This is a genomic window from Lentzea fradiae (assembly GCF_900100955.1).
GTDB classification, from domain to species: domain Bacteria; phylum Actinomycetota; class Actinomycetes; order Mycobacteriales; family Pseudonocardiaceae; genus Lentzea; species Lentzea fradiae.
On record NZ_FNCC01000005.1, the window covers coordinates 121,989 to 144,624 of the forward strand.

General features: G+C 69.7%; 24 protein-coding genes. 7 read left to right on the plus strand and 17 right to left on the minus strand.

Annotation, left to right across the window (positions count from 1 at the left end; translation table 11 throughout):
- Positions 1–62: 62 nt before the first annotated feature.
- From BLT23_RS12715 to BLT23_RS12755, 9 genes are all read right to left on the minus strand, one after another.
- A complete protein-coding gene (locus BLT23_RS12715; protein WP_090048793.1) occupies positions 63–1,394 on the minus strand; it encodes a hypothetical protein in 1,332 nt (443 codons plus the stop codon).
- 163 nt (positions 1,395–1,557) lie between these two features.
- Positions 1,558–2,202, minus strand: coding sequence for a biliverdin-producing heme oxygenase (locus tag BLT23_RS12720; RefSeq protein ID WP_090048795.1), 645 nt, complete (start codon positions 2,200–2,202; stop codon positions 1,558–1,560).
- Positions 2,203–2,423: 221 nt separating this feature from the next.
- Positions 2,424–2,714: a DUF202 domain-containing protein gene (locus BLT23_RS12725; protein WP_090048797.1), complete on the minus strand. Its 291-nt coding sequence runs from the start codon at positions 2,712–2,714 to the stop codon at positions 2,424–2,426.
- Positions 2,711–3,055: a YidH family protein gene (locus BLT23_RS12730; protein WP_090048799.1), complete on the minus strand. Its 345-nt coding sequence runs from the start codon at positions 3,053–3,055 to the stop codon at positions 2,711–2,713. The genes BLT23_RS12725 and BLT23_RS12730 overlap by 4 nt, the downstream gene beginning before the upstream one ends.
- A 71-nt stretch (positions 3,056–3,126) precedes the next feature.
- A complete protein-coding gene (locus BLT23_RS12735) occupies positions 3,127–3,609 on the minus strand; it encodes a MarR family winged helix-turn-helix transcriptional regulator (RefSeq protein ID WP_090048801.1) in 483 nt (160 codons plus the stop codon).
- Between the two features lie 28 nt (positions 3,610–3,637).
- Complete coding sequence (locus BLT23_RS12740; protein ID WP_176946717.1) at positions 3,638–4,060, minus strand: SRPBCC family protein; 423 nt, start codon at positions 4,058–4,060, stop codon at positions 3,638–3,640.
- Between the two features lie 68 nt (positions 4,061–4,128).
- Positions 4,129–4,335, minus strand: coding sequence for a hypothetical protein (locus BLT23_RS12745; RefSeq protein WP_090048805.1), 207 nt, complete (start codon positions 4,333–4,335; stop codon positions 4,129–4,131).
- The gene (locus BLT23_RS12750; RefSeq protein WP_245743916.1) at positions 4,332–5,705 is read right to left on the minus strand and encodes a sensor histidine kinase; all 1,374 of its coding nucleotides are present in this window, start codon (positions 5,703–5,705) and stop codon (positions 4,332–4,334) included. Before BLT23_RS12750 ends, BLT23_RS12745 begins: the two co-directional genes overlap by 4 nt.
- The gene (locus BLT23_RS12755; protein ID WP_090048807.1) at positions 5,702–6,385 is read right to left on the minus strand and encodes a response regulator transcription factor; all 684 of its coding nucleotides are present in this window, start codon (positions 6,383–6,385) and stop codon (positions 5,702–5,704) included. Before BLT23_RS12755 ends, BLT23_RS12750 begins: the two co-directional genes overlap by 4 nt.
- Before the next feature lie 269 nt (positions 6,386–6,654).
- Here BLT23_RS12755 and BLT23_RS39995 point away from each other — a divergent pair, with 269 nt between their 5' ends.
- Complete coding sequence (locus BLT23_RS39995) at positions 6,655–6,846, plus strand: hypothetical protein (RefSeq protein ID WP_143035917.1); 192 nt, start codon at positions 6,655–6,657, stop codon at positions 6,844–6,846.
- Between the two features lie 155 nt (positions 6,847–7,001).
- Here the strand turns inward: BLT23_RS39995 and BLT23_RS12765 are convergent, their stop codons facing one another.
- Positions 7,002–7,727: a TetR/AcrR family transcriptional regulator gene (locus BLT23_RS12765; RefSeq protein ID WP_090048811.1), complete on the minus strand. Its 726-nt coding sequence runs from the start codon at positions 7,725–7,727 to the stop codon at positions 7,002–7,004.
- A gap of 87 nt (positions 7,728–7,814) precedes the next feature.
- Here BLT23_RS12765 and BLT23_RS12770 point away from each other — a divergent pair, with 87 nt between their 5' ends.
- The gene (locus tag BLT23_RS12770) at positions 7,815–8,678 is read left to right on the plus strand and encodes an SDR family oxidoreductase (protein ID WP_090048813.1); all 864 of its coding nucleotides are present in this window, start codon (positions 7,815–7,817) and stop codon (positions 8,676–8,678) included.
- A 2-nt stretch (positions 8,679–8,680) separates the two neighbouring features.
- Here the strand turns inward: BLT23_RS12770 and BLT23_RS12775 are convergent, their stop codons facing one another.
- On the minus strand, positions 8,681–9,346 hold the full coding sequence (locus BLT23_RS12775; protein WP_090048815.1) for a hypothetical protein: 666 nt from the start codon (positions 9,344–9,346) through the stop codon (positions 8,681–8,683).
- Between the two features lie 160 nt (positions 9,347–9,506).
- Here BLT23_RS12775 and BLT23_RS12780 point away from each other — a divergent pair, with 160 nt between their 5' ends.
- Entirely contained in the window at positions 9,507–10,865 is a 1,359-nt protein-coding gene (locus BLT23_RS12780) for an alpha/beta hydrolase (RefSeq protein WP_090049415.1), read from the plus strand.
- Here the strand turns inward: BLT23_RS12780 and BLT23_RS12785 are convergent, their stop codons facing one another.
- From BLT23_RS12785 to BLT23_RS12800, 4 genes are read right to left on the minus strand one after another with little or no spacing between them, the layout of a single operon-like run.
- Complete coding sequence (locus tag BLT23_RS12785) at positions 10,866–12,215, minus strand: GH1 family beta-glucosidase (RefSeq protein WP_090048818.1); 1,350 nt, start codon at positions 12,213–12,215, stop codon at positions 10,866–10,868.
- A gap of 20 nt (positions 12,216–12,235) precedes the next feature.
- Complete coding sequence (locus BLT23_RS12790; RefSeq protein ID WP_090048820.1) at positions 12,236–13,126, minus strand: carbohydrate ABC transporter permease; 891 nt, start codon at positions 13,124–13,126, stop codon at positions 12,236–12,238.
- Between the two features lie 7 nt (positions 13,127–13,133).
- A complete protein-coding gene (locus BLT23_RS12795; RefSeq protein WP_245743917.1) occupies positions 13,134–14,045 on the minus strand; it encodes a carbohydrate ABC transporter permease in 912 nt (303 codons plus the stop codon).
- A gap of 22 nt (positions 14,046–14,067) precedes the next feature.
- Positions 14,068–15,324: an ABC transporter substrate-binding protein gene (locus BLT23_RS12800; protein WP_090048824.1), complete on the minus strand. Its 1,257-nt coding sequence runs from the start codon at positions 15,322–15,324 to the stop codon at positions 14,068–14,070.
- A gap of 233 nt (positions 15,325–15,557) precedes the next feature.
- Here BLT23_RS12800 and BLT23_RS12805 point away from each other — a divergent pair, with 233 nt between their 5' ends.
- A complete protein-coding gene (locus BLT23_RS12805; RefSeq protein ID WP_090048826.1) occupies positions 15,558–16,592 on the plus strand; it encodes a LacI family DNA-binding transcriptional regulator in 1,035 nt (344 codons plus the stop codon).
- Positions 16,593–16,801: 209 nt separating this feature from the next.
- Here the strand turns inward: BLT23_RS12805 and BLT23_RS12810 are convergent, their stop codons facing one another.
- Complete coding sequence (locus BLT23_RS12810; protein WP_176946718.1) at positions 16,802–18,166, minus strand: alpha-amylase; 1,365 nt, start codon at positions 18,164–18,166, stop codon at positions 16,802–16,804.
- Between the two features lie 240 nt (positions 18,167–18,406).
- Here BLT23_RS12810 and BLT23_RS12815 point away from each other — a divergent pair, with 240 nt between their 5' ends.
- Positions 18,407–19,609: an extracellular catalytic domain type 2 short-chain-length polyhydroxyalkanoate depolymerase gene (locus BLT23_RS12815; RefSeq protein WP_090048828.1), complete on the plus strand. Its 1,203-nt coding sequence runs from the start codon at positions 18,407–18,409 to the stop codon at positions 19,607–19,609.
- 297 nt (positions 19,610–19,906) lie between these two features.
- Here BLT23_RS12815 and BLT23_RS12820 read toward each other — a convergent pair whose 3' ends face one another.
- Positions 19,907–20,632 carry a hypothetical protein gene (locus tag BLT23_RS12820; protein WP_176946719.1) on the minus strand — a complete coding sequence of 242 codons (726 nt, stop codon included), beginning with the start codon at positions 20,630–20,632 and terminating at the stop codon, positions 19,907–19,909.
- Between the two features lie 328 nt (positions 20,633–20,960).
- Here BLT23_RS12820 and BLT23_RS12825 point away from each other — a divergent pair, with 328 nt between their 5' ends.
- Both BLT23_RS12825 and BLT23_RS12830 read left to right on the plus strand, forming a co-directional pair.
- Positions 20,961–21,833 (plus strand): helix-turn-helix domain-containing protein, encoded by an 873-nt coding sequence (locus BLT23_RS12825; RefSeq protein WP_090048830.1) that lies wholly within the window; start codon positions 20,961–20,963, stop codon positions 21,831–21,833.
- A gap of 37 nt (positions 21,834–21,870) precedes the next feature.
- Positions 21,871–22,566, plus strand: a complete 696-nt coding sequence (locus tag BLT23_RS12830; RefSeq protein WP_090048831.1) for a 2OG-Fe dioxygenase family protein — start codon at positions 21,871–21,873, stop codon at positions 22,564–22,566.
- The last annotated feature ends 70 nt before the right edge of the window (positions 22,567–22,636 follow it).

The following is a 22,636-nucleotide window of genomic DNA, read 5'->3' on the forward strand; positions in this document are numbered from 1 at the left end:
CGGGGTCCAGTCGGGAGGAGCGGTGCGTGGGCGCGGTGGTGACCGCGCCCACGCGACCGGGATCAGCTCAGCGCGGTCAGGGTGAGGGTCGCGTCGTACGTCCCCGTTCCCACGCTCACCGGCACCTTGAGCTCCAGGCCGGCACCCAGCAGCACCGAACCGGACGCGTGGTCCAGGGGCGCGCTGCCGAGCGTCGCGGACTGCTTGAGGCCCTGGCCGCCGTCGAAGCCCGACGCCACGGCGGCACCGGCCACCGCGCCACCGGTGTTCTCCGAGGCGTTCGGGGTCCAGCCGAGGTACTTGCCGTCGAACGACCTGCCCTCCGCGGAGAAGTCGCTCACCTGCGCCGACACCGACCAGGCCGGTGCACCGGCGCGGGTGTCGGTGACGCGGACCGGGTTGATCGAACCCGTGGCCAGGTAGTGGTCACCGGCCTGCGTCGCGGTGCCGAGGCTGACCAGGCCGTTGCCGCCGTCGATCGTCCAGACGAACTCGCCCGGCTCGACGGTCTCCGGCACGGTCACCCGGATGTTCTGCTCGGCGTCCGAGGAGCCGCCGGGCTCACCCGGTGTGGTGCCGACGGTGTAGCCGAGGTCGATCGGCAGCGGCGCCTTGTAGTCCTGGTTGCCGCCGCAGCCCGTGGAGTAGAAGTGCGGGCGGATCGACGCCGGGACGGTGTTCACGAACTCCGGGGCCCACGAGCCCCACCAGCCGGTGCCGCCGGCGCACTCCCGGGTCTGGGCGGTGCCGCCGGCGACGTCGACCTCGACGCCCTGGTAGGCGGGCGTGACGCGGAAGCCGGACGAGGTGAGGCCGGAGACGGCACCGGGCTCGAAGCGGAACAGCGTCAGGCGGCCGAAGTCCTGCGCGGGAGTGGGGTTGCCCGCCTGGTCGGTGCCGGCGCCGAGGCTGAACTCGGCGCTGAGCGAACCGGAGCCGTCCGCGGCCACCGTCACCACCGGGTCGCGGTAGACCTCGTCGGGGGCCTTGAACTGCGCCGGGTAGCCGTTGACGGTGTAGCTGCCGGTGAAGGACAGCGTGCCGGCGCCGGTCGCCGGGTCGACGGTTCCGGTGCCACCGGTGAACTTCACCGCGTTCGGGGTCTTCTGCGGCGACGACGGCGGCATCGAGGTCGCGGGCACGGGGCTCACGGAGTACTCGGTCTGGCTGCCGCCGGACGTCGTGCCGAGCAGCACCGAGGCGTTGCCGGTGAGGTCCTTGTACGTCCACGGGCCGAAGACACCGACCTGGGCGTAACCGCTGATGCCCCAGGTGAACGTCGCGCCGGTGACGGTCGCGGGGGCGGCGGAGGCGGTGGAGGAACCGAGGGCGGAGGCCGCGAGAAGTGCCGCGGCACCCGCGGCGACCGCTCTCGCGGCTGTCGGTCTTGGCATGAGATCACTCCTGGAGTCGGGCGACCCAACACAAGTTAGGTTAGCCAACCCTAAATTACGATCCGCGAGGCGTGGACGAGACTTGCGTCTCACTGTTCGTACCAACCCGCGGGCACGTCGAAGAAGGGTTCCCGACGCTGGAAACCCTGGGGGAGAAGGAAAGTCAGCAGTACACGCCGGCGAGGTCCGCGAACACGGCGCGGTTGAGCTGGAAGGCCGTGTTGGCCTCCTCGATCAGCTCGTCCCGCTCCTGCTCGGTCCAGGGTGCGGACTCCAGCAGCGAGCGGTAGAGGTCGCGGAACGGCTTGGGTTTCCCGACCTGGTCGAACTGGTAGAAGCGCACGCCGTCGTCCCGCAGGCCGTAGATCTCCTGCGCGCGGCGGCGGATCACCTGTCCTCCGGAGACGTCACCGAGGTAGCGGGTGTAGTGGTGTGCCACCCAGGCCCGCGGATTGGTGAAGCACACCTCGTTCAGTCGGTCCACATAGGACTGCGTCGCGGGCAGCGGGTCGAGCAGCGTGTGCCACTGCGGCCCCAGCAGGTGTGCGAGGTCCTGCTGAAGGGGTTCCACCCTGGACAGTCCCCTGATCGCGAACGCGCCCACGGCGGGGTCGTCGCGCCAGTGGTCGCTCGCCTTCTCCAGGACCTCGTAGAACAGGTAGCTCTGTCCCAGAAGTCCCGCGTAGGCGCCCAGTCCGAGCTTTCCGGCGAGCAGCTCCTCGACGAACCGCGACTGCTCCGCGTGTTCGTGCTCTTGTCTCGTGCCCGCTCTCAGGCGGGCTGCGAAGCCTTCGTCAACTGCGGTCATGTCCCACCAATCTTAAGCTTGCCTAAGCTAACCTAAGTGGCGTTCACGTTTCGGGCCAGAGCGACTTTTCGGACAGTGCGACTACTCATCGTGACCGGTAGCGCTGAAGCGCCGGACCATCACCGTGGAGTGATCGAAGCTGTGGATTTCCTGTGAGAGAACGGTTCTGGGCGCTCGGCGGCGTCCTGTGCCGTGACGCGGTCCACTCCGGGGAGCGGAGCTCACCACCGGCCGTGCACTACGAGTGGCAGGGCGGACAGGCAGGCGATCGTGACGAGCGCGCCGACGAGCCCGAGGGCCAGCGGCTTGGTCGCCGCCAGGTGCCGACGCCGGCGCAGCACGACCAGCGTCACCGGCACCGCCGCCGTGCACACGGCCGGAACGGCCGCCAGGCCACCGCCCTGACGCACCGCGACGTGCAACAGCAGCAACGAACACGCGGCCGCAGACAGCGCCGTGCGGGTCCACGCCAGTGCTGTCCGTTCGGGCTGGAGGCCGGGGTCGCGGGTCATCCGGCGGCCACCAGCACCGCGCCCGCCACCGCGAGCACCAGCACCCCACCGGCGAGCAGCGGGACCATCCGGCTGCGCGGCAGCGGTCGCCCGGTCCGCATCGCGTGCTGGACGCGGCGCCACCGCGGGAAGCTCGTGGCCGCCACGACCGCGGCGAGCGCGATGCACCCGAGCGCCAGCGCCGCGGTGCCGTGCGGCAGGTCGAACGGCGGCAGCAGCTGGTGCACGCCGACCCCGGCCGCGAGCAGGCCGAGCGCCGTGCGGATCCACGCGAGGAACGTGCGTTCGTTGGCCAGCGTGAACCGGTAGTCGGGTTCGGCCTCCGGTGGTTCCGCCGGCATGGGTCCTCCTCGCGCGTGATCACGCACAGTCTGCGCGAGACCGCCCCGCGCTGCACCTTCCGGGCGGGAGGTCAGATCCAGCCGGCGTCGGCGGACGTGACGGCCGGTTCGCCGCCCGCGTCCGTGAACGCCGCGAGCGCGCTCACGAGCCCTTGCCGCTCGGCTTCCGGCATCTTCGCCACGATGCGGCCGATCGCCGCCCGGCGGCGCCGCGACACCCCGCGCACCACGCGGCGGCCTTCCTCGGTGAGCTCGACGACCACCTCGCGGCGGGTCGCCGGGTTGGACTGGCGGGCGACCATGCCCGTCGTCACCAGCCGGTCGATCATGCGCGTCGCGGTCGACGGGTTGACGTCGAGCAGCTCCGCCAGCGCGCTGATCCTCATCGACCCCCTGGAGTCCAGGATGACGAGCATCCGGAACTGCGGCAGGGTGATCGTCTCCTCGACCGCCGCGAGCGACCGCGCCGAGATCGCGACGAGCAGGCGTGACGCGGTGAGCACGGCGTCGGTGAGCGCATCGACGTCGTTGGTGCCGACCTTGGAGCGGGTCATGGGACTGTTGTACCGCACGGGAGTGTCGTCAACACCGTGCGACTTGGTGCACCATCCCACCGTTGCGCCGTTCGGTGGCAATGACGAGCTCCAGCGCTTCGAGCGACTCCTCGATCCAGGCGCTCACGGTGCTCCTGGCCGTCCCCGGTGGACCCGAGAGGGTCACGCTGACCGCACTGCGCCCCGGGGCGAGCCGGAGCACCCGCAGCGATCCCGAGCAGCTGCTGTTCGTCTCGCTGCCCCAGCGGATGCGCAACCTGTCCCAGTCGATGTCGATCCGGCGCTCGACCTCCAGGTCACCGGTGCGGCGCGGCAGCCACAGCTTGATGAGGTTCGGGCCGGACAGCTCGACCTCGACGGAGCCGGGCAGCCAGGTGGTGAGGTTGTCGAGATCGGAAACAACGTCGAAGACGGCTTCCGCGTCCGCGGGCATGGAGCGACTTCGGGTCAAAGCGTGGTCCTTCCGACAGGTTTTCCCCATCCTGTCCGTGATGTCACGCCGGTTGACCTGACGACTTGCTAACGATCCCCCGCCGTCGTCGGCATGGGCGTGCTGGAGGTGCTGGAACTCGGCACCGTGGTCGAGTGACGTCGCTGCGTCACCACCGGGGTCGGCGCCTCACCGGTCACCGACGTGGTGCCGATGGGTTCCGGTTCGTCCTGTGTGGACACACCGCAGGCGGCGACCACCAGCAGGGCCGCGACGGCCAGGACGGGTGTTCTCATCTGCCCACCTCCGGGAGCTCCACGACGAACCTCGCCCCGCCACCGGGACGGTCCTCGATCCACACGTGGCCGTGGTGCCGCCGCACGTGCTCGGCGACCAGCGCGAGCCCCAGCCCGCTGCCGGTGTCGGTGCCGCGGCTGCCGGCCCTGGTGCCGCGGGTGAACCGCTCGAACACCTGCTCCCGCATCTCCTCCGGCACGCCGGGACCCGCGTCGTCGACCTCCAGCCGCACCTTGCCGTCGCGGTGCAGCACGGCGATCCGGACCGCGCCGCCCGCGTGGCGCCCGGCGTTCTCGATCAGGTTGGCGATCACGCGGTCGAGCCTGCGCCGGTCGCCGAGCACCAGCGGGGGCGGTGGTTCGACGACGATCTCCACGTCCGGCGGCAGGAGCAGGGGAGCGGCGCCGCGCACCAGCCCGCCCACGTCGAGCGGTTCGAACTCGTCCCTGTCGACGTCCTGGTCGGCGCGGCTGATCTCCATCAGGTCCACGACCATCCGCGCGAACCTGTCCACTTCGGACGTCAGCAGCCCGAGCGCCTTGCCCGTGGTGCCGGGCAGCTCCGCCTGCCTGCGCCGGAGCACGGCGGCGGCGTTGACCATCGTCGTGAGCGGCGACCGCAGCTCGTGGCTGACGTCGCCGGCGAACCGCGCGTCGCGCAGCACGCGTTGTTGCAGCGCGTCGGCCGTGGAGTTGAAGGTGCTCGCGAGCGGCGCGAGGTCCGGGTCGTCCTGGTCGGGCAGCCGTGCCTTGAGGTCGCCGCCCGCGATGCGCGACGCGGCGACGGTGAGCTCGGTCAGCGGCCGGAGCGCGCGCCTGCTCGCCCACGAGCCGAGCGCGACGCCGATCAGTCCACTCAGGACCGTTCCGGCGACCAGCAGGCCGCTGATGAACCGGAACGTGCGGTCGAGCTGGGAGAGCTGGAACAGCTCGACGTAGATGCCCTGGCCCGCGGACAGCGGCTGGACCACCGCGACGACCGGGATGCCGTCGGCGTGCAGCCGCTGCCGGGCGGGGGTGCCGTCGCGCGCCATCGCGAGCAGGGCCGGGGGCACCGCGCCGGGGTCGACCTGCCGCCCGCTCGTCAGCACGTCGTCCCGGCGGAACAGCATGATCGTCGAGTCCGGGCTGGTGGTGAGACCGGTGAGCAGCTCGGTCAGGCCCTCGGAGCCCTTGCTCACCGCGTCCTCGACCAGCCGGAGGTTCACCTGCGCCTGCCGGGTCACCGACTGCTCCCGCTGGCGCAGCATGTAGTCCGAGGCGAGGTTCCAGGTCGCCACCGCCAGCAGGCTGGTGACGAGCAGCGACCCGAGCCCGAGCGCGGCGGCGACCCGCCACCGCAGCGACGGGCGGCGCAGCGGCCTTCTCACCGCGGCGGGCCGATCTTGTAGCCCGCGCCGCGCACCGTCAGCACGAACACCGGGTCCTCCGGGTTGTGCTCGACCTTCGTGCGCAGCCGCCGCACGTGCACGTCCAGCAGCCGCGTGTCGCCGTAGTAGTCGTAGCCCCAGACGCGCTGCAGCAGCTGCTCCCTGGTGACGATGCGCCCGCCCGCCGCGGCCAGCTCGGCGAGCAGGCGGAACTCGGTGCGGGTCAGCCGGATCTCCTCGCCGCCGCGGTGCACGACGCCCTCGTCCGGCCAGATCTCCAGGTCCTCCACTCGGTAGGAGATGTTCTGCCGAGGACCGCCGCGCCGCCGCAGCAGCGCCCGGATGCGCGCCGCCAGCTCGCTCGCGACCAGCGGCTTGGTCACGTAGTCGTCGGCGCCCGCCTCCAGCCCGGCGATCACGTCGGGCGTGTCGGTGCGGGCGGTGACGATGATGATCGGCAGGTCGCCCTGCGCGCGCAGCGTCCTGCACACCTGCAGGCCGTCCACTCCCGGCAGCATCAGGTCGAGCAGGACCACGTCGAACGAGTCCTCGTCGAGCCGGTCGAGCGCGTCCTCGCCCGACACCGCCTCGTCGACGGTGAAGCCCTCGTCGGCCAGTGCGAGCCCGAGGGCCTGGCGGATGCGCTCGTCGTCGTCGACGAGCAGCACGGAGAAGTCCATGTCCTGCTTTACCTCGGTGGTCAATTCGCTGCCTCCATCACGGTGTCATGGTGACCGCGTACGGGTGAAGGCGCTGTCTTCGGAAGGAGTTCGTAAGGTTGCACAGTGCATGTGTTGGAGGCGTGTCCGGCATGCTTACGGCCGCGGGTGCCCACCCGTCGGCGGCGCACGCCCGCGCCTGCGTTTCCGGGGAAGGTCAGGTGCCGGTCGTCTTCTCGGCGGCCGGCACCTGTCGCGGTACGAGAAGGGCTGACATCAGCGTGACGGGCATGCCGATCACCGACGACGGCAGCACGGGGACGATTCTCGTGTGCGACGGCTGCGGCCGGTCCCGCAGAACCAGCAGCACCGGCCCGATCGCGTGGGACCTCCTCTGGATGCAGGCCAACGTCGCGGGCTGGGGCGGGTCGGACCGCGCCCTCGGGCCGCACTACTGCACGGTGTGCCGGGACCGCGAGTAGGGCAATCGAAAGGGCCTCGCAAGGTTGATCCGCGCCGGTTGACGGCAGACTGTCGACTGCGGACGCGATCCGGTCGGGGCGCGCGTCCGCACCAGACCACGGGGAGACGCGGGTGCCGGTCGCAGTTGATCGGCGGACGGTACCCGCCACCGTCGTCACGGCCGCCCTGTCTCGCGGCTCTCGAGCTCCGCGGTCGTGCGGGACAGCCACTCGGACAACAGGCTCCGCTCCGCCTCGCTGAGCGCGGGGAGGCCGGGCAGCGCCGTGCGGAACGCCGTCACGAGCGCGACGGGCTCGGAGACGGGCGGCGCCGGCGCCGACGTCAGGATCGCGCCCAGCACCGCGTCCAGCAACGAGTCGGCCAGCCGCGAGTCGCGTTCACCCGCCGGTCTCGCGAGCATCGTCAGCACGGCACCGCTGCCCGCGGCGCGGATCATGTCGACCGCCCGTTCCACCGGGACGCCGAGCAGTCCCGCGGCCGCCACGCGCGCGACCCGCGCCCTCAGCACCTCGACACCGGCCGCCGCGGCGGCCGAGCCCTGTCCCGGACCGGCGAGCAGCGTGAACACGTCGGGGTTGGCGAGGCTGAAGTCGAGGTGGGCCTGCCAGGCGGCGCGCAGGTCGGCCACCGGGTCCCCGTCCTCGCCGGCGGCTCGCCCGCCCTTCTCGGCGACGTAGCCCGCCATCACGTGCTCGGCGACGGCCTCCAGCAGGCCGTCCTTGTCGCCGAACAGCCGGAAGATCGTCGGCTGCGGCACGCCCGCCGCCTGGGCCACCGCGCGCGTCGTCAGCGCGCGGGCCCCGCTCTCCCTCAGCAGACCGGCCGCGGCCTCGACGACGGCGGCGCGGGGATCGGCGCGAAGCTCGGACATCTCGGACATGAATCAACGATATCAGCCTCCTGCTGTCGTCGATCCGAATCAGTGATAGCCTCACCGCGAATCACTGATTCAACAGAGGAGAAACCCATGATCATCGTCACCGGGGCCACCGGACGGCTCGGCTCTCAGGTCGTCGCGCGGCTGCTCGACCTCGTGCCCGCGCACACCGTCGGGGTGAGCGTGCGCGACGAGAGCAAGGCCGCCGGGCTCGCCGCGCGCGGCGTGCGCGTCCGCACCGGCGACTTCACCGACCCGGCGAGCCTGGACAAGGCGTTCGAGGACGCGGACCAGGTGCTCGTCGTCTCGGCCGCCATCCGCGGGCCGCAGGCGTCCGGGGCGAACCGCGCCGCCATCGACGCGGCCGTGCGCGCGGGCGCCACCCGTGTCCTCTACACCAGCCACCAGTGCGCCTCGCCCGGCTCGCTGTTCTCACCCGGCAGGGAGCACGCGGCGACGGAAGCGCACCTGCGGGAACAGGGAGTCGACTACACGGCTCTGCGCCACGGCTTCTACACCAGCACGTTCGAGCACTACGTGCCCGCCGCCCTGCGGACCGGTGAGCTCCGGCTGCCCGAGGACGGCCCGGTCTCCTGGACCGCCCACGCCGATCTGGTCGAAGCCGACGTCGTGGCGCTCACGGAACCGGACCTGCTCAACGGCGTCACGCCCCCGCTGACCGCACCCGGCCTGCTCGACTTCGCCGACGTGGCACGGGTGGTCACCGTCCTGACCGGGCGCTCGGTGAAGCGGGTCGTCGTGGACGACGAGGAGTGGAAGGAGTCCGCGGTCGCCGCGGGCATGCCCGCCGCGTTCGCCGACTTCACGCTCGGGATGTTCCGCGCCGCGAGGGCCGGTGAGTTCGCGGTCACCGACCCCGCCCTGGAAACCCTGCTCGGCAGGCCCGCCACCCCGGCGCACACCGTGCTGGAACGCCTCGTCCAGGCCGGCTGACGTCAGGCGGGCCAGGTGCGGACGACGAAGGTCAGGGAGGCGGTGGAGTCGAAGGACGACAACGTCGAGCTCGTCACCCGCACCCAGGCGACGCGCTTGTCCGACGTGACGAGGCAGTACTGCAGCCCCGCGTCGGCCGCCAGCACCGCGGGATCGCCCATGCCACCGGACGCGGCCTCACGGCACCGTTCCTCCGCCTGCTGTTCGGGGCCGCTGTCATAGGTGATGTCGCTCCCGTTGGCGTACAGGAGGTTGAACTCGTTCAGGTAGAGGTCGATGTCGCCGGTGGCGCCGTCCGCCCGTCCGGCCTTGGGGTCGTCGCCGTCGACGTCCACGCCCGTCCCGCGTCGCAGGTGCACCTCTTTCGCCGGTGCGCCACGGGCCGGGGTGCCGGTGGTGGAGGCCGAGGCGGGCGTCTGGGCGGCAGGGGCCTGGACAGCGGGGGTTTCCCCGGCAGCGACCAGCTTCCACACCACGAGGCCGATCACCAGCGTCATCACCGCGCCGACCACCACGCCGACGGCGGAGAGGCTCACCGTTGTGTGCGTGGACGGGCCGATGTTGACGTCGCCGTGGGCCTGACCCGTCTGGACGCTCGTGCCGTGGTTGTCGCCCACCTCGTTGCGCGTCCACGTCCTGTTGTCGTCGCGCGGGTCAGGTCCGGTCACGTCCTACCCCATCGCCGCCGCCGGCCCGGACGTTTCACGCCGCCGTTCGGGCCGTTCTCGTCTCAACAGGGAGCCGGGTCGCCGATCTGCAGCATGATGGCGGGCGCAAGCGCACCCAACCAGAGCGAACACGGCGAGGTCGGAGGCACCGGTGCGGTCGATGACGCGGGCATTGCTGGCTGTGGTGGTCCTCCTGCTCGGCACCGCCACGGCGGCAGCGGAGCCGGTGCGACCGGTGTCGATCGCCTGGGGGCCGTGCCCCGAGGACGCCGAAGGGGAGTGCGGGGCGTTCAGCGTGCCGCTCGACTGGGACGAGCCGCGAGGGCCGCGCATCGACCTCGCCGTGACCCGGCACCGCGCCACCGATCCCGCGCGGCGGGCCGGGGTGCTGCTGGTGGACCCCGGCGGTCCGGGAGGGTCGGCGGCGCAGTTCGCGCTGTCGCGGTACTTCAGCGAGGACCTCCGGGCCCGGTTCGACATCGTGGGCGTCGACTCGCGGGGGACCGGCGGCAGCCTCGCGATCCGGTGCGCGGACCTGCTCAGCGGCGCGCCGTCGAGCCACCCGGCCGACGAGGCGGGGTTCGAGGCGTTGCTGCGGTTCAACCGGACGGCGAACTCCCGGTGCCGTGAACGCAGCGGGCCGATCTTCGACAACGCCCACAGCGACCTCGTCGCGCGGGACGTGGACGCGCTGCGGCAGGCGCTGGGAGAGCGGAAGATCAGCTACTACGGCATCTCCTACGGCACCATGTTCGGGCAGCTCTACGCCGAGCGGTACGGGCACCGGGTGCGGGCGATGGTCCTCGACAGCGTGGTGGACCACAGCGCGGACCTCACGCGGTTCGTGGGAGACCGGGCGGCCGCGGCGGATGACTCGTTCGTCGAGTTCGCGCGCTGGTGTGACCGCACCGCCTCGTGCCCGTTGCACGGACAGGACGTCTTCGCCGCGTGGGAGGCCGCGCTCGACCGGGCGGGGGAAGGCAGGCAGGAGCTGCTCGACCTCATGTACCTGGCGTTGCGCGACCCGGCCTGGCCGTGGGCGGCCGAGCTGGTGGCCGCAACGCCGGCGGCGAGGGCTCTGGCCTTCGAACCGAACTACGAGTCGGTGATGCGCGCGACGGTGTGCCAGGACTTCTCGTTGCGCGTCAAGAACTTCCAGCAGTACTCACGGCTGCGTGCCGAGGAGCTGCGACGGTCGCCGCTCATGCGGGGGAACTTCGTCGGGCACAACGAGGTCATGGCGTGCACCGGTATCCCCGGTCCTCCGGCCAACCCGCCGCACCGGCTGGACATCAGCGGTGCGCCGACGGTTCTGGTGCTCAGCGCAAGACACGACCCCACCACCCCGTACGCCTGGGCGGTGAACATCAAGCGGCAATCGCCGCACAACACCGCTTTGCTGACGTACGAGGGGTGGGGTCATGGCGCCTATCTGCGTTCCGCGTGCACCCGTGGTGGCGTGGACAGCTACCTGCTGGACCTCACGGTTCCGGCGAGCAGCTGTCCGGCCGTTGAATGACTAACCCCGCGCCGCGGCGATGAAGTCGCGGTACCAGTGGTAGCTGGCACGCGGGGTGCGTTGCTGTGTCCGGTAGTCGATGTGGATCAGCCCGAAGCGGTGCTTGTAGCCGTGCGCCCACTCGAAGTTGTCGAGCAGCGACCAGCAGAAGTAGCCGCGGAGGTCCACATCGGTGGCCGCCTGCGCCGCCGCGATGTGGTCGCGGAGGAACGCGATGCGGTCCGTGTCCTCGAAGTTCTCCGTGTCGGGGAAGACACAGCCGTTCTCCGTGACGTAGACGGGAGGCAGGTGCGGGTGGCGTGCCTTGAGGTCCGTCAACGCCTCGGTCAAACCGACCGGTTCCACCGGCCAGCCCATGCCCGTCCGCTGCACGTCCGGCAGCTGCGTCGTGTCCACGCCGATGTCGTGGGCGGTGCGCTTGGCCGGGTCGGGCTCGCGGTGCGGTGCGTCGGCCACGTGCAGCCGGTAGTAGTAGTTCAGGCCCACGTAGTCCAGCGGCTGGCCGATGATCGAGAGGTCCTCGTCGTGCCGGAACGAGAAGTCGGTGATGGCGCCGTACATCGACGTCATCTCCTCCGGGTACTCGCCACCGAACAGCGGGTCGGTGAACTGCCTGCGCAGCAGCACGTCCTGGCGGACGGCCGCGGCGACGTCGGCGGGCGAGTCCGTTACCGGCACGGTGGGGGACTGGTTCAGCACGATGCCGAACTCCTGGCCCTCGCCGCCGTTGGCCCGCATGGACTGCACGGCGAGACCGTGGCCCAGCAGCAGGTGGTGCGACGCGGCCAGTGCCCCGTGCCCTTCCCTGGCACCGGGGGCGTGGCGGCCCTCGGCGTAGCCGACCATCGACGAGCAGTAGGGCTCGTTCAGCGTCGTCCACTTGGAGACGACGTCCTTGAGAGCCTCGTGCACGGTCGCCGAGTAGTCGGCGAACCAGCCGGACGTGTCGCGGTTGCGCCAGCCGCCCTGGTCCTCCAGGGCCTGCGGCAGGTCCCAGTGGTAGAGCGTGACGAACGGCTCGACGTCCTTGCTCCGCAACGCCTCCACGAGCCGCCGGTAGAAGTCGAGGCCGCGCTGCTCGACCTTGCCCCTGCCCTCGGGGAAGATCCGCGACCACGAGATGGAGAAGCGGTACGCGTCGACCCCGAGGTCGGTCATCAGGCGCAGGTCCTCAGGCCACCGGTGGTAGTGGTCGGCCGCGACCTCCCCGGTGTCGCCGGAAGCGACGGCGCCGGGAACGGTCGAGAAGGTGTCCCAGATGGACGGACCGCGGCCGTCGGTACCGGCCGCTCCCTCGATCTGGTAGGCCGAGGTGGCCACGCCCCAGCGGAAGCCGGCGGGAAAGCTCACAACAGTCTCCTCTGGCAGGGTCAGCCCTTGACGGCGCCCGACATGATGCCGCCGACGATCTGGCGGCCGAACAACAGGAACACGAGCAGCACGGGGACCGTGCCGATCGTCGCGGCGGTCAGGACCAGGGTGTAGTCCGTGGTGTAGCCGCTCGCCAGAGTGGACAGGGCGGTCTGCACCGTCGGGTTCTCCGGCACCAGCACGACGAGCGGCCAGAAGAAGTCGTTCCACGCCTGCATGAACGTGAACAACCCGAGCACCGCCGCCGCCGGCCTGGCCGCGGGCAGGGCCACGTGCCAGAACAGCCGCAGGGAGTGGCACCCGTCCATCCGGCCCGCTTCGAGCAGCTCGTCCGGGATGGCCCGCTCGAAGTACTGCCGCATGAAGAACACGCCGAACGCGGTCACCAGGCCGGGCACGATCACGGCGTGGATCTCACCGGCCCAGCCGAACTCGGCCATCATCATGTAGAGCGGGATGATGCCGAGCTCGGTCGGGATGGCCTGCGTGCCGATGACGAGCAGCAGCAGCACGTTGCGGCCGCGGAACTTCATCTTGGCGAACGCGAACCCGGCGAGGGTGGAGAACAGCACCACCGACACGGTCACCGTGCCCGAGACGATGACGGAGTTCATCAGCGCCAGGGCGAAGTCCGTGGTGTCGAAGACCCGCGCGATGTTGGCGAACAGGTGGCCGCCCGGCACGAGGACCGGGGGCACCGAGTCGACCGCGTCGGGCGTCTGCGACGACACCACGAACGACCAGTACACGGGGAAGGCGGAGCCGGCCAGGACGGCGATCAGCGCCGCGTACGTCCAGGGACCGGCCACGCGCCTGGCGATCCGGCGAGCCCTCACCACGGGACCGGTGGGACGTGCCGGCGGCGCGGGAGGATCCATCACAGCGGTCATGGGTTCCTCAATCCGTCTGGATCCGTTTGGTCACCAGGTAACCGAAGCCGGCGACGATGATCGTGGCGATCGCGAGCACGACGGCGATCGCCGAGCTGTAGCCGAAGTCGTACTTGGTGAAACCCTGTTCGTACAGGTACAGCGCGGCCGTCTGGAACTGCCGGTCCGAACCACCGGTCGCGGCGGCCGCGCCGGGGTTGAACAGCAGCGGTTCGGCGAGCAGCCGCATGTTGCCGGTGGTCGCGATGATCGTCGTGAAGATGATCTGCGGGCGCAGCAGCGGGACGGTGATCCGCCAGAACTGCTGCCAGCCGCTCGCGCCGTCCAGCGTGGCCGCCTCGTAGAGGCTGGGCGAGATGGCCTGCATGGACGCCAGGAAGATCAGCGCGTGGTAGCCGGTCCAGCGCCACACCACCATCACCGCGATGGCGATGTGGGACGTGGCGGTGCCCGCCTGCCAGTCGATCTGCCCGGCGCCGAACAGGTCCAGCACCCAGTTGACGAGGCCGAAGTCCCGTCCGAACAGCTGCGCGAAGATGATCGTCACGGCCGCCACGGACGTGATGTTCGGGAGGATCACGCCCATCCGGAACAGCGTGCGGGTCCTGACCTTGCGGTTCAGCAGTGCCGCGATGCCGAGGGCGAACAGGATCTGCGGAACCGTGGTCAGCATCCACAGGCTGAGCGTGTTGCCCATGGAGTTCCAGAAGTACGGGTCCGCGAAGAGCGTCGCGTAGTTGTCGAACCAGACCAGGTACGCGCCGCCCTCGTCGAGCAGGTTGCGGTGCTGCAGCGACACCCAGATGGTGTAGAGCAGGGGGAACAACCCGAAGACACCGAAGATCAGGAAGTACGGCGTGACGTAGGCGTACGGCGAGAACTTCGTGTCCCAGCGGTGCCTGCGGGTCGTCTTGTCCATCAGAACCATGTCAGGACGTCACTTACTTCTGGACGTCGCCGACGAACTGCTGCCAGGATTCCTCGCCGTTCTGCTTGCCCTGCTCGACGCGCTGCATGGCGTTGCCGATCGCGGTCTGGATGTCGCCCGCCTTCGGGCCCTGGTACTGCGGGTTCAGCGCCTTCGCGGCGTCGGTGAACAGCTTGCCGATCGGCGCGTTGTTGAAGTACTCGTTCTTGTAGTCCACGATGGACGGGTCCTCGTACAGCTTCGGCGTCGAGGGCAGGAGACCGGCGTTCTTGAAGACCTTCGCCTGCTGCTCGGGGGCGGTCAGCCAGGCGGCCAGCTCGACGGCCTTGTCCACGTTCTTGCCGGACTTCGGCACCGTCAGGTACGAGCCGCCCCAGTTGCCGCCACCGCCGGGAACCGACGTGACGTCCCACTTGCCGGCGGCCTCGGGACCGGACTGGTCCTTGATCTTCGCCATCTGCCACGCGGGGCAGGTCACGGTCGCGAACTGGCCCTGCTTGAAGCCGGTGTTCCAGACGGGGGTGGAGTAGAGCAGCTTCGCGGAGAGGCCGTCCTGCACGCCCTTGACGACCATGTCCCAGGCGTCCTTGATCTCCTTGTTCTCGCCCACGACGATCTTGTCGGTCTTGTCGTAGTAGCCGACGGACGCCTGGCCGACGATCGCGTTGAGGACGGTCGGGCCGCCGTCGAACCACTTGACGCCCTCGGGCGCCTTCTCCTGGAACTTCTTGCCCGTGTCCATGAACTCCTGCCACGTCGGCCACAGCGCGGCGACCGCGTCGCGGTCGGCGGGCAGGCCGGCGGCCTCCAGCATGTCGCGGCGGTAGCAGATCGCGAGGCCGCCGATGTCGGTGCCGTAGCCGATCTGCTTGCCGTCCTTGCTGAGCGAGCCCTCCCACTTCCAGGAGAGCCAGCGGTCCTTCAGCTGGTCCCCGCCCTTGGTGTTGAGGTCGACGAACTTGTCCGGCGTCGCCTTGAACTGGTTGATGTAGCCGGTGTCGACCGCCTCGATGTCCGCGGTGCCACTGCTGGTGGCGAGGTGGGCCGCGAGGTTCTTGTGGTGGTCGGAGTACGACGCGGTGCGGTCGCTGATCTCGATGTCCGGGTGCAGGCTCTCGTACTCCTTCAGCAGCTCGGCGTAGCCGAAGTTGCCGAACAGGCCGATGGTCAGCTTGGTCTTGCCGCCGGACGCGGTGTCACTTCCGCAACCGCTGAGCACCACGGCTGTCGCCAGGGCGAAACAGCCGATGGCGAGTGCTTTGGGGCGCATTCAGGGCCTCCGTACGAAATTAGGGCGCGGTGAAGCACAAAAGGGTGGTTTTTCGAGCGCGTGGACCGGCGTCGCTGAGAATCGCCGGACGAGATGTGTGGCGACTATGACAACCGGGTTAACGGCGCAGGTCAAGTAACAAGACGGTAACAAGATCAACTTTGGCGACCGTTTGACTAGGCAAAGTGCAGCTCGTACCGTGATGTAACCGCTTACGGTGAAACGGAGGCCCCATGGCGACCGGGCGTGAGATCGCCCAGCTCTGCGGCGTGTCCGTCGCTACCGTGTCACGTGTCTTCAACCAGCCGGAAACGGTCGGGGCGGAAACGCGAGAACGCGTCCTGCGGGTCGCCAAAGAGCTGGACTACCGGCCGAACGAGGCCGCGCGGGCGTTGTCGACGAAGCAGTCGACGATGATCGGACTGGTGTGGGACACCGACCACCGCAGACCCGGCTGGCGCCACCCGTACCTGCAGGACCTGCTGATCGGCCTGAAGTCGGCGCTCAGCGCCCACGGCTACCACCTGCTGATGCTCGCGACCAGCGGCGACGCCCGCGAGGTCGGCGCGTCGCTCGCGGACCCGGTCGGCTACGTGAACATGACCCGCCGCCACCACCTCGGCGGCCTCGTCCTGATCGACAGCGGCTCCGACGCCGAGGCGTTCGGGACCTTCGCGCAGTCCGGAGTCCCGTGCGTCGCACTGGACGTGGCCGTGGAAGGCCCCAGAGCCACCTACGTCACCTCGGACAACGCGGGCGGCGCCCGCGACGCCGTCGCCCACCTGGTCGCGCTGGGACACGAGCGGATCGCGATGATCACCGGCCCGCAGGACAACCAGCCCTCCCAGGCCCGCGTCTCGGGCTACCGCATGGGCCTGCGCGACGCGGGCATCCCCCAGCGCGCCGAGTACGTCGAGTCCGGCGACTTCTACCGAGCGAGCGGAACCGCTGCCGCACAACGACTTCTGGCGCTGGACGAACCCCCGACCGCGATCTTCGCGGCCAGCGACGAGATGGCGGTGGGCGCCCTGCTCGCCGCCCGTGCCGCCGGGTTGAAGGTGCCGGACGACCTGGCGCTCATCGGCTTCGACGACATCGAGATCGCGTCCGTCGTGGAGCCGGCGCTGACCACGGTGTCGCAGGACAAGCCTGGGTTCGGCGTGGCCGCTGCCAAGGCGATCATGGCGATGATCACCGGGGCCGGGCCGGAGGCGCCGCTGGTGCTGCCGACCCGGTTGGTGGTCAGGGAGTCCTGCGGCGGAGCCTGATCGGGCCCGCCCGCCCTCGCGCGGGCCCGATCGGCCTTGCCGTTCAGTGCCTGGGGGTTCGTGTCAGGCTGCTGGTCGAGAAGCTTTCTGGCGGTGTGTGGCCGGGCCCCGCCCTCCCGCGGGCCCGGTCACCTTCTCGCAGAGGGCCTTCCGGCAGGCCCGGTCACCGGACCGTCTCGTAGGCCCGGTGACCTTGCGGGCAAAGGCTTTCAGCCCCGCGCGTTCACGTGCAGCGCGAGCGCGACACCTCCCCCGAGCGTGGCCGTGAACCGCCCGGAGGAGTCGACGGTGACGCGCGCGCACCCGTTCTCCTGGACGTTGCAGTAGGTCCCGGTCGGCAGAGACGTCTGGAACGTGTGCGTGACGGGGAACGTCTCACGGTTGATCGCCACGAAACCCTTGGAGCCGCGGCCGAAGGCGATCGCGTCGTAACCGTTGTCCCACCAGTTGTTCACGCCGGTGCCGGCGACGGTGTTGCGGAACGCCACCATGTTCGCGATCTGCGTCCACGCGTGCTGGCACTTCCAGCCGCTGTAGCAGACCGAGTTGCCGGGCGGGCCCGCGTCCTTGTCGGTGAACTCGTAGCCCGAGTAGACCTGCGGTGAGCCGTAGTTCCAGGCGAGCATGAACACGTTGGCGAGCGTGTAGGTCGACCCGTCCTTGTAGGTCAGCGTCGAGCCGTTGCGCTCGGTGTCCCAGTTGTCCACGAACGGCCTGGCCTGGCCGCTGGGCAGGAAACCCCACGACTGGCCGAACGTGCGCAGGTACGCGAGGTTCTCGTTGTTGAAGATCCGCTTGATGTCGTAGGCGTAGCGGAACTCGTCGACGTCACCGGACCCGGTGTACTCGCCGGGCTGCACCGCCTCGCCCGCGCCGTAGATGACCTCGTGCACCCAGAACACGTTCGGGTTGGTCAGCCGCGACTTGATGGCGGCGAGGTCGGCCGCCGCCATGTGCTTGGCCGCGTCGACGCGGAAGCCGTCGACGCCCATGCCGATCAGCCGGTTGAGGTACCCGGCGATCGCGCCGCGCACGTAGTCGCTGCCGGTGTCCAGGTCGGACAGTCCGACGAGCTCGCAGTTCTGGACGTTGTAGCGGTCCTGGTAGTTGTTGATCGGCGAGCGGCAGGAGTGGAAGTCCCAGTCACTGTAGACGCCGGGGTAGTTGTACTTCGAGTAGTTCGTGCCGCCGGTGCCGGTGCCCGATCCCGCGCTCATGTGGTTGATCACCGCGTCGGCGATCACCTTCACGCCGGCGCTGTGGCAGGCGGAGATCATGTTCCGGAACGCGTTCTCGTCGCCGAGGCGCCCGGCGATCCGGTAGCTGACGGGCTGGTAGGAGGTCCACCACTGTGGACCCTGGATGTGTTCGGTCGCCGGGGAGACCTCCACGTACCCGTAGCCCTTGGGCCCGAGGACGTTGGTGCACTCCGTCGCCACACGGGCGAACGGCCATTGGAACAGGGTGACGGTGACGTCCTTGTTGCCGGGTGGCGCCGCAAAACTTTGCACAGGTGTGCACAGCGCGACGGCCAGCACGGCCGTGACGAGGACGCGAAAAGCCGAGGAAACCACGTTGTCTCCTTGCTGCAGGGGTTCACTCCACGTCGTACCAGCCCGCGGACGGGGCCGGGAAGAGTTGCAACAAGTTTCGCGGCGAATTGGTCCGCGCGCACTATAAGTTCCGTGGTGGGCCCGAACAATGGTGCCGTCCGACGTTCGGCGGCCTCGCGGGGTGGTGGTCGCCCACGTGGTGCGCGTGCCTGCCCGGGTCCTAGCCTCGGTGTCCCTGCCTGCAACGACGGAGGCGACCACATGCGAGTGAGGACCGTGTTCCTGGCGCTCGGCGCGGCCATCGGCCTGGCCGCGTCATCCCTGCCGATGTCGGTCGCGGCGGTTCCCCCGCCGCAGCCCGGCTCCCTGACCAAGCACGAGATCACCGCCACCTACGTCAGCGGGCTGTCGTCCGGTGGCTTCATGGCGAACCAGCTGCACGTCGCCTACTCCGGCCTGTTCCAGGGCGCCGGCATCTTCTCCGCGGGCCCGTACGACTGCGCCCAGAACAACCTCAGCACCGCCCTCTCCGCGTGCATGGACACGGTCCTGCCGCGCAAGACCCCCGCCGAGCTGGAAGCCCTGACCCGCACCCGCGCGTCGGCCGGCACGGTCGACCCGCCGCAGAACCTCTCCGGCGACCCGGTGTGGCTCTTCCACGGCACCGCCGACCAGACCGTCAAGACCGCCGTGAACAACGACCTCGCCACCTACTACCGCGACTTCGGCGCACGAGTCGCCTACGACAACAGCAGCCCGGCGGGGCACGCGTGGGTGAGTCCGATCGGGCCGAACAGCTGCGGCACCTCATCTTCGCCGTACATCAACAAATGCGGTACCACCGACCCCGTGCGCGACATGCTCACCCACCTGTTCGGCTCGGTGAACCCGGCCGCGTCCTCGTTGTCCGGCAAGCTCGTGCAGTTCGACCAGAACACCTACGTGCCAGGCGGCAACGCGGCGTCCGTCAGCATGGGACGCGAAGGCTTCGCTTACGTGCCAAGGAGTTGCGAGACCGGCCCGTGCAAGCTGATGGTGACCCTGCACGGGTGCTACCAGTACTACGGACTGGTCGGCAACGCGTTGATGGACAAGGCTTTCCTCAACGAGTACGCCGACACCAACAACATGATCGTGCTCTACCCGCAGGCCACCACCCTGGCGGGCAACCCGCGCGGGTGCTGGGACTGGTGGGGCTACCAGTCGGCGCAGTACCCGCTGAAGAGCGGTCCGCAGATGACCGCCGTCGTGAACATGGTCCAAGCACTGCGCGACGGGTCCACGCCCACTCCCGTGCCGGAGTGCGTCACGGCGTCGAACTACGCGCACACCCTCGCCGGGCGGGCGTACGCCAGCTTCGGACTGACCTACGCTTTGGGCTCGAACCAAGCCCTGGGGCTGTGGAACACGCTGACGTCGAGCAGCCTCCGCCAGACGTCACCCGGCTACTGGGTGAAGTGCTAGTGGTGCGTCTCGCGACGTAGGGGCGGCACCGCGATCCGCCCGTCTGGCCGCGAGTCCCATCGGCAACGTCGCGAGCTGCCAAGCACTCCGCCAGAGTTTCTGTCCCTTTCCCGCCACACACCCGCCCGCGCGTCACCCACCCAGGCGGTCCCGCCTGCGCTGCGTGACGTGGCTTGGGAACGCGGGGGCCCTACGTTTCCGTACATGGGACGTAGGGCCCCCGCGTCCTACACGGGAAACACGAAAGAGAGTCGGGAACGGGGCGGGGCGTTACGGACAGCAGTGCTGGAAGCGTGCTTAGGCCGACCACTCGTTGGCGTCCGTCAGGACCGGCGGCCTCAGCGGGAACGGCCGCGGCTCCTCCACCGGGCAGAACGCGGCCTGACTGTGCACGCGGACCAACGGCCACGCGTTCCGGTGCAGCTCGTCGTCTCCCGACGGGACGTGGACCCAGCCGCGGCAGCGGTGCGGACCCACCCTGACGAGCGGCCCCGGCAGGTAGCTGTCCTCGTCGATGCCCTGGTAACCGTGCCGCACCACGGACCGGTGGATGTGGTCGGACACGATCAGGATCAGCGGTTCCGCGATCTCGCGGAACCGCTGCTTGAGGTCGGGGGCGTCGAGCAGCCGGCACGCGACGTCGATGGACTCGCCGAAGAAGCCGTAGCCGTCGTGGTGGACCTCGCCCGCGTGCAGCACGGCCCGCAGCCGCAGGCACTCGTCGGGGAAGCTCCGGGTGTGCTCGGTCAGCAACGTCGCGAGCAGGGGGACGACGCTGGTCAGCAGCAACGTCTTGGGCACCTCGTCGACCGGGTGGACGAGCAGGAGGACGCCGTCACCCCTGTCCACGAACGGGTCTCTGTAGGCGTCGTGCACGCCGCTGATCCGCAGGCTCTGTTCGAACATCGTGTACATCGCGCGCCGCAGAACCCCCTTCGCGGCGTTGGTCCTCGTGGTGGAGCCTTCCATGTCGATCGCGAAGATGACTCGGCTTCGCGGCGGTGTGAGAGGTGTGCCGTCCATGCCAATCCCCCCGCTGGGATCGCGGCCGCAGAGGCGCGCTGTTCGAGCGCACCTGACTTGCGCCTCAAGTCTGATCGGTGGGCCTCCCGCGCTGCAATTCCCACGGTGCATATCCCAAAGACGCCACCTGCTTGGCCTAGGGACTGGTGCCAGCGGGTGCGCACTCGTGTGGCGGTGCGTCTGTTCGGGTTCATCCGGCTGGTCTGAGCGCAGCGAGGCGTTGGGCATGTGCCACCCTGGTGGAATCGCGAGTGGTGTTGGCTCTACGATCCGCATCTTGGGAATCCCATCCGAGGAATCCCGGGAAGACCTTTGCGAGGGCGGGATCATGACCTCGGTCCAGGGACCAGTCAGGCCGCGCAAGCTGCTCGGCGCTGAGCTCCGGCGGCTGCGGGAAGAGGCGGGGCTGACGCTCGAGGACCTGGCGGAGGCCCTCATGATCTCCAAGTCGAAGCTGTCCCGGCTCGAGACCGCGCAGGGCAGCCCCGCGCTGCGCGACGTCCGCGACCTCATCCGCCACTTCGGGCTCGAGGGCTCGGTGAAGGCGGAGCAGTTCATGCGCTGGACGCGCGCCGCCAGCAAGAAGGAGTGGTGGCACAGCTACCTGCCCACCATCAAGGGCGGTCTCGACCTCCACGTCGCGATGGAGGCCGAGGCGGCTGTGATCCGGGTGTACACCATCCCGGTGCTTCCGGTCCTGCTCCAGGTCACGGCCTACACCCGTGCCCTGTACGAACGGATGGAGCCGTGGCACAGCCCGGCGGAGCTGGAGAAGCTGCTCGAGGTGCGCCACAAGCGGCGCCTCGCGCTCGACTACCGCGACGGCATGCCCCGCCTGAAGCTGGTCGCGGTGACCCACGAGTCGAGCATCCGGCAGCTGGTGGGCAGCCCGGCGATCATGCGAGAGCAGCTCAGTCACCTGATCGAGCGCTCCACCTTGCCGAACGTGGAGCTGAGGGTGTTGCCTTTCGCGCAGACCCCGCCGTTCACGAGCACGTGCATGTGGGCCTACTTCGAGTTCGACGACTCCGAGGGAGACGTCGTCCATGTGGAGACACATGCGGGCTTCGGCTCGATCGAGACGGCCGGCCAAGTCGCCAACTACCGCGAGCACCACGACGAGCTGATGCGCAGCTCGCTCGGTCCCGACGAGACGCGGCGCCTCATCGAGTCCGTGCGGGACACGGCTTTCGCGGACTGACCACCACACCTACCCGCCACATGATCTGGACGCCCGCATGACTCAACAGAATACCGTCGTGCCCGCCATCGACGCGGTGCGCGAGAAGCTCTCGGCCGAGGGCTTCGTCGTGACCAACGACGGACAGCTGGGAATCCCCAGGACCTTCCGCGAGGAGTTCCACCGCGGCTACTTCACCGAAGAACACCTTCGCCGCTACCCCGACGACGTCCCCGAAGACCGGCTTCGCGCGCGTGACGTGCTGCGCTACGACCGCGAGGAGGACGGGCGGATCTCCATCCGCAGCCACCACGACATCGGTATCGAGGGACGCGGTGAGCACGCGGGCCGGCGCGAGTTCGTGCGCACCGACCTCGCCCGCGACGAGCATTTCGTGCGGTGGGTGCGAGCCGTCCTCTCCGTCATCCCGGTGCGGGAGCGGCAGACGCGCGGCACCTTCGGGGTGAACCTCTTCCGCACCAGCTCCAAGGTCGTGACCAGGCCGCATCGCGACGGCGAGCAGTTCATCGTCGTCTACGTCGTCGACAAGGCGTGCGGCGGCGGGGTGACGACGCTGCTCGACGACTCCGGCGCCATCATCCACAAGGACGCCCTCGAGCCGGGTGACCTGATCATCTTCCGGGACTCGGACTTCCTCCACAGTGCGACCGAGCTGGAGGCCGCCGACGGCCGGCCCCGTCGTGACGCCCTGGTGTGCACCGTGAACTACCCCGGCACCTATCCCTTGGACTGACGCCGGTCGCGATTCATCGGTTCGCGATTCAACGGGTGCGGAAAACCCGGCGAGTGCGAAACCGAGTTCA